The organism is Lysinibacillus sp. NPDC056232 (genome assembly GCF_042267565.1).
Lineage (GTDB): Bacteria > Bacillota > Bacilli > Bacillales_A > Planococcaceae > Lysinibacillus.
On record NZ_JBHJTF010000069.1, the window covers coordinates 1 to 5532 of the forward strand.

4 protein-coding genes are annotated in these 5532 nt (G+C 37.7%); 3 read left to right on the forward strand and 1 reads right to left on the reverse strand.

Annotation, left to right across the window (positions count from 1 at the left end; all coding sequences use genetic code 11):
• The first annotated feature begins 267 nt into the window (after positions 1–267).
• Positions 268–2973 carry an aconitate hydratase AcnA gene (gene acnA / locus ACFCYJ_RS26565; RefSeq protein ID WP_376078876.1) on the forward strand — a complete coding sequence of 902 codons (2706 nt, stop codon included), beginning with the start codon at positions 268–270 and terminating at the stop codon, positions 2971–2973.
• Between the two features lie 79 nt (positions 2974–3052).
• Positions 3053–4465 (forward strand): YcdB/YcdC domain-containing protein, encoded by a 1413-nt coding sequence (locus ACFCYJ_RS26570; RefSeq protein ID WP_376078877.1) that lies wholly within the window; start codon positions 3053–3055, stop codon positions 4463–4465.
• Between the two features lie 217 nt (positions 4466–4682).
• Here ACFCYJ_RS26570 and ACFCYJ_RS26575 read toward each other — a convergent pair whose 3' ends face one another.
• Positions 4683–5078, reverse strand: coding sequence for a hypothetical protein (locus ACFCYJ_RS26575; protein WP_376078879.1), 396 nt, complete (start codon positions 5076–5078; stop codon positions 4683–4685).
• 272 nt (positions 5079–5350) lie between these two features.
• On the opposite strand from ACFCYJ_RS26575, the gene ACFCYJ_RS26580 reads away from it, so the two are divergent.
• On the forward strand, positions 5351–5532 hold a 182-nt coding region (locus ACFCYJ_RS26580), incomplete at its 3' end, for a hypothetical protein (protein WP_376078881.1).

Consider the following 5532-nt stretch of genomic DNA (forward strand, 5'->3'; position numbering starts at 1 on the left):
GCCCCCAGAGAGTACCCCAGTTAAAAACATTTTATACACTTCAATAAAAAGGTATAAAAATGCCGTTTCAGCGAAACCTTCATATTATGCACATCAAAAAATTAAAAACATTAGGATAGAAATCAATGTCATAAGGATTACTTATTGAAAAAGATAATATTAATGTAATTTACTTATGAATATAAATGCGCTATCATGGGTATTGGAGAAAAGATGCTTTAAAATTTATATAGGCCTTTTCAAAAAGATATTTAGGGGGATCCGCAAATGGCACAAGGTAATTTACACAACAGCCGCGCATCATTCGAAGTTAATGGTAAAACTTATAATTACTATGACTTAGCTGCGATTGAAAAAGCTGGCGTTGCAAAAGTTTCAAACCTTCCTTACTCAATCAAAGTATTATTAGAATCAGTTTTACGTCAATATGATGCATATGTTATCAAAGAAGAGCACGTAAACGAATTATCAAAATGGGGTAACGGCGCAGATCCAGAAGCAGAAGTACCATTCAAACCTTCACGCGTAGTATTACAAGACTTCACTGGTGTACCAGTAGTAGTTGACCTTGCTTCTCTACGTTCTGCTATGAAAGAAATGGGCGGCGACCCAAGCAAAATCAACCCTGCTATTCCAGTTGACCTTGTAATTGACCACTCAGTACAAGTTGACAAATACGGTAATGCATCTGCATTAGCAGCAAACATGGACCTAGAATTCGAACGTAATGCTGAGCGTTATAACTTCTTAAAATGGGCTCAAACTGCTTACAATAACTTCCGTGCTGTACCACCAGCAACTGGTATCGTTCACCAAGTAAACTTAGAGTATTTAGCTCCAGTTGTACACGTAAACGAAAATGCTGACGGTACATTCGAAACTTTCCCAGATTCAGTAGTAGGTACTGACTCACATACAACAATGATCAACGGTATCGGCGTTCTTGGATGGGGCGTTGGTGGTATCGAAGCTGAAGCAGGTATGCTTGGTCAACCTTCATACTTCCCAATCCCAGAAGTTATCGGTGTTAAATTAGTTGGCGATCTTCCAAACGGAACTACTGCTACTGACTTAGCATTAAAAGTAACTCAAGTATTACGTCAACGTGGCGTAGTTGGTAAATTCGTTGAGTTCTTCGGACCTGGCGTAACTAAATTACCACTAGCTGACCGTGCGACAATCTCTAACATGGCTCCTGAATATGGTGCTACATGTGGTTTCTTCGCAATTGACGAAGAATCATTAAACTACATGCGTTTAACTGGTCGTGACGAAGAGCACATCGCGGTTGTAGAATCTTACTTAAAAGCTAACCACATGTTCTTCGATCCAACTTTAGAGCCAGTTTACACTGACGTATTAGAAGTAAACTTAGATGAAATCGAACCAAACCTTTCTGGTCCAAAACGTCCACAAGACTTAATTCCACTATCTCAAATGCGTTCTCGTTACAAAGAAGCAGTAGTGGCACCACAAGGTACACAAGGTTTCGGTTTAACTGAAGATGAATTCGCAAAAACTTCTGTAGCTAAATTCGCTGAAGGTGATGTAGAAATCCCAACAGGTGCTGTAGCAATCGCTGCTATCACTTCTTGTACAAATACATCTAACCCATACGTATTAATCGCTGCGGGATTAGTTGCGAAAAAAGCTGTAGAAAAAGGTCTAACTGTGCCTAAATGGGTAAAAACTTCTTTAGCACCAGGTTCTAAAGTAGTAACTGGTTACCTTGAAGATTCAGGTTTACAAACTTACCTTGACCAAATCGGTTTCAACACTGTAGGTTACGGTTGTACAACATGTATCGGTAACTCAGGTCCATTACTTCCTGAAATCGAAGACGCTATCAAAGAGAACGACTTATTCGTAACTTCAGTTCTTTCTGGTAACCGTAACTTCGAAGGTCGTGTACACCCACTTGTAAAAGCTAACTACTTAGCTTCACCACCACTTGTTGTTGCTTATGCACTTGCTGGTACTGTGGATGTTGACCTACAAAAAGATTCATTCGGTAAAGACAAAGATGGCAACGAAGTATTCTTCGCTGATATCTGGCCTACAACTGAAGAAGTTAACGCAGTATTAGGTACTGTAGTTAACCGTGAATTATTCCAAAAAGAATACGAAACTGTATTCACAGCGAACGAAAAATGGAATGCAATTGAAACATCAACTGAGTCTCTATACACATTTGATGACAAATCAACTTACATCCAAAACCCACCATTCTTCCAAGGTCTTGCAAAAGAGCCAGAAGCTATCAAAGGCTTAGAAGGCTTACGCATTATGGCGAAGTTCGGTGACTCAATTACAACTGACCATATTTCTCCAGCTGGTGCAATCGGTAAAGAAACACCTGCAGGTAAATATTTAATCGAAAACGGTGTTGCAATCCGTGACTTCAACTCATACGGTTCTCGTCGTGGTAACCACGAAGTTATGATGCGTGGTACATTTGCAAACATCCGTATCCGTAACCAAGTTGCTCCAGGTACAGAAGGTGGTTTCACTACTTACTGGCCAACAGGTGAAGTAGAGTACATCTATGACGCATGTATGAAATACCAAGAGCAAGGTACTGGCTTAGTAGTACTTGCTGGTAACGACTACGGTATGGGTTCTTCTCGTGACTGGGCTGCTAAAGGTACGAACTTACTTGGTATCAAAACAGTTATCGCACAATCTTACGAGCGTATCCACCGTTCTAACTTAGTAATGATGGGTGTTCTTCCACTTCAATTCATGCCAGGTGAATCGGCTGATACTTTAGGCTTAACTGGTAAAGAAGAAATCTCTGTTAACATTACTGATAACGTAAAACCACGTGAAATCTTAACAGTTACGGCTAAATCTGAAGACGGCTCAGTTAAAACGTTCCAAGCTTTAGCTCGTTTCGACTCAGAAGTAGAAGTAGACTACTACCGTCACGGTGGTATCCTACAAATGGTTCTTCGCGCGAAAGCTGCTCAATAATCATTTAACTAAAAAACCGATCTCTTAGGAGATCGGTTTTTGTCTATACATAAAAATAATTGTCATGGGGGCTTTGATTTTGCAAAAAGATAAACTAAAATTACGAGCTTTATCAATTGTTCCATTACCAAGTCACTTTAAACTAATAATAGAAGAGTATTCTGAAGACGAAAGAGTGATGTTCTCTTGGGCGAATGAACAACAGGATGAAAGTATGACTGTTGAATTAGATTGCACTGGAAACCTCATCTATTTATCAATTGAAACGAATGATACTGTTTCTGAAGCTGTTTCTTTATCTATTGAAGAAAAAAGAAGAAGTGCTGAACAATTTTTACTTAGTCATTATCCATCTGCACTGGAAGATTTAACGTTTTCAAATGCTAAAGAACTATCTAGAGTGGATCGTTTTTATTTTGAACAAATTGTCATGGATTTACCATTAGAACATGCTGGTTGTTTTATAGATGTCGATGCTTTGGGAAATATTGTTGGATTTAGATATGACGGAGTGAAAACGAGTCCTGAAATTCCTTCAAGGCTAGTTTCAAAGAAAGCTCTAATGGAACATGTGCGAAATGAATTGGCGTTACAATTAGTAATTACAAGATTATCTCGTGATGTTTATAATATGAAGAAAGATGGACTCCATCTCGTGTATCAAGTAAATTCATTTTTACACTTTAAAGCAGATTCTTTAGAACCAAAATTAACGAGTATTCATGATGAAAATGAGCCTGAAAGTTATGCTACACTTCCTCCTTTACCAACTAACTTAATTGCCGATGAATTTACGAATGAAGCAATCATTGGCATAACAGATGAACTGGAGCTTATTCGAGAAGTAGACAGAGGTCCAGAGATAGGAATCGTGTGGCGTATACGGGATTGGGAGATGAGAGAAAAAGATTTATCGTTGAACAGTTTTTTTAAAATGCAGTCAGAAGATACAGTAAAAGCTATTATTTCAAAGAAGACTGGTAAAGTCCAAAGCTTTATATGGATGTATGAACGCTCAGGGAATCTACAGCTTAGTCAAGCAGCCTGTTATCAAAAAGCATTAGATTTTTTACTGAAAATAATTCCTGATTACTATCCTTATATCCAACGATTAATTCGAGAAGATGAGGAAGAAGATAATACGTCACAAAGAGAATCGTTTATATTCCAGGCCTATAATAGCCAAGGTATACTTATTCATGATATGGTTGGGGTTGTTGTTAATCGTATGACTGGTCAGATTGATAATTATGCTGGACCAAACTTTGATGTGATTGAGCTTAGCCAAGTTCCAACAGGACCACGTATTTCTATGGAAGAAGCGTATCGTCGATTTCTAGAGAATGTCGATTTTCAATTGATTTGGGACAAAAATTACGATGACGAAATAGAGTCTTATCAACTTATCTATCAAGCTTGTGATCGACATACTAGGTCACCTATCCGGTATATCGACGCAACAACTGGCGAAATTATTGTCAGTAATGTTTAACTTTTTTCGGTGAATTGTTAATTGAAGCGACAGCTATAGAAGTCTCCAACCTCTATAAGTGGTGAGATGAATGAGGATTAAAGTTATCAAAACATCTGTATCCAGTTGCTCTTGGTGCAGAAGCCGATTTCATGGGAAGTCGGTTTTTTATGCACCTCTATTAATCGAAGTGATGGATAGAACTTCAATAAAGAGGTCATTAGTTTTAAAATCTTTACTATTCTACAATTTCCAACTGTTTGTAATAGTTTTCTACAATAGGATAAATATCTGGGTTTGAATCATAGTAGGTGTTATTAATTTCGCTTAGTGTAAAATTAAATTCCCTTTCACTATCAAAAAGGGTAATACCATATCTCCATCCAATAAGTTTTTCTTGATTGTCTTGCGGAGTAAATTTTATATCTTTAATCAGAGAAATGAATTCATTGATTTGTTCTTGCTTAGTTATCGTTTTTGAAGCACCAGTTGAACCATCTTGGATAACCACTTTATCTATACTTTCAATTTTTGAATCCTTATAAAAGGCTTCTAATGATTGCGTTCCTTCATTTGTACAAGCAGAAACCAAAAATAGACTTACCAATAAAATTAGAAACAAAATTTTTTTCATTAGACTGCCTCCAAAAAGTTTATTCTATTTCCAATTAGATGGACTATATTACAAATAGTTACAAATTATAAGAGTGTTTATTTAATGCAGCTGGCAGCTTTTTCAAATGCTATTGTCTCGATAATGGTTGTAATATATCGTATTACACTTAATGACGGATAGAACCTCTGAAATTGTGGATAGAACTTCCGGAATCGTGGATAGAGGCGTGAAAATCGTGATAGGATCGTCAAAATTGCGGATAGCTCAAAACAATGGATAGAAATATCAAAGTGACGGATAGAACTGTCAAAGTGATGGATAGAACCCTTGAAATAGCGGATAGAACTGTCAAAGAGACGGAAAGAATCGCCACAGCGACGGATGGAACCATCGAAACGACGGAAAGAACGGCCAAAACGACGGAAAGATCTCCGACGACGGAAGGTCCCGCCGAAGAGACGGAAAGAATCGT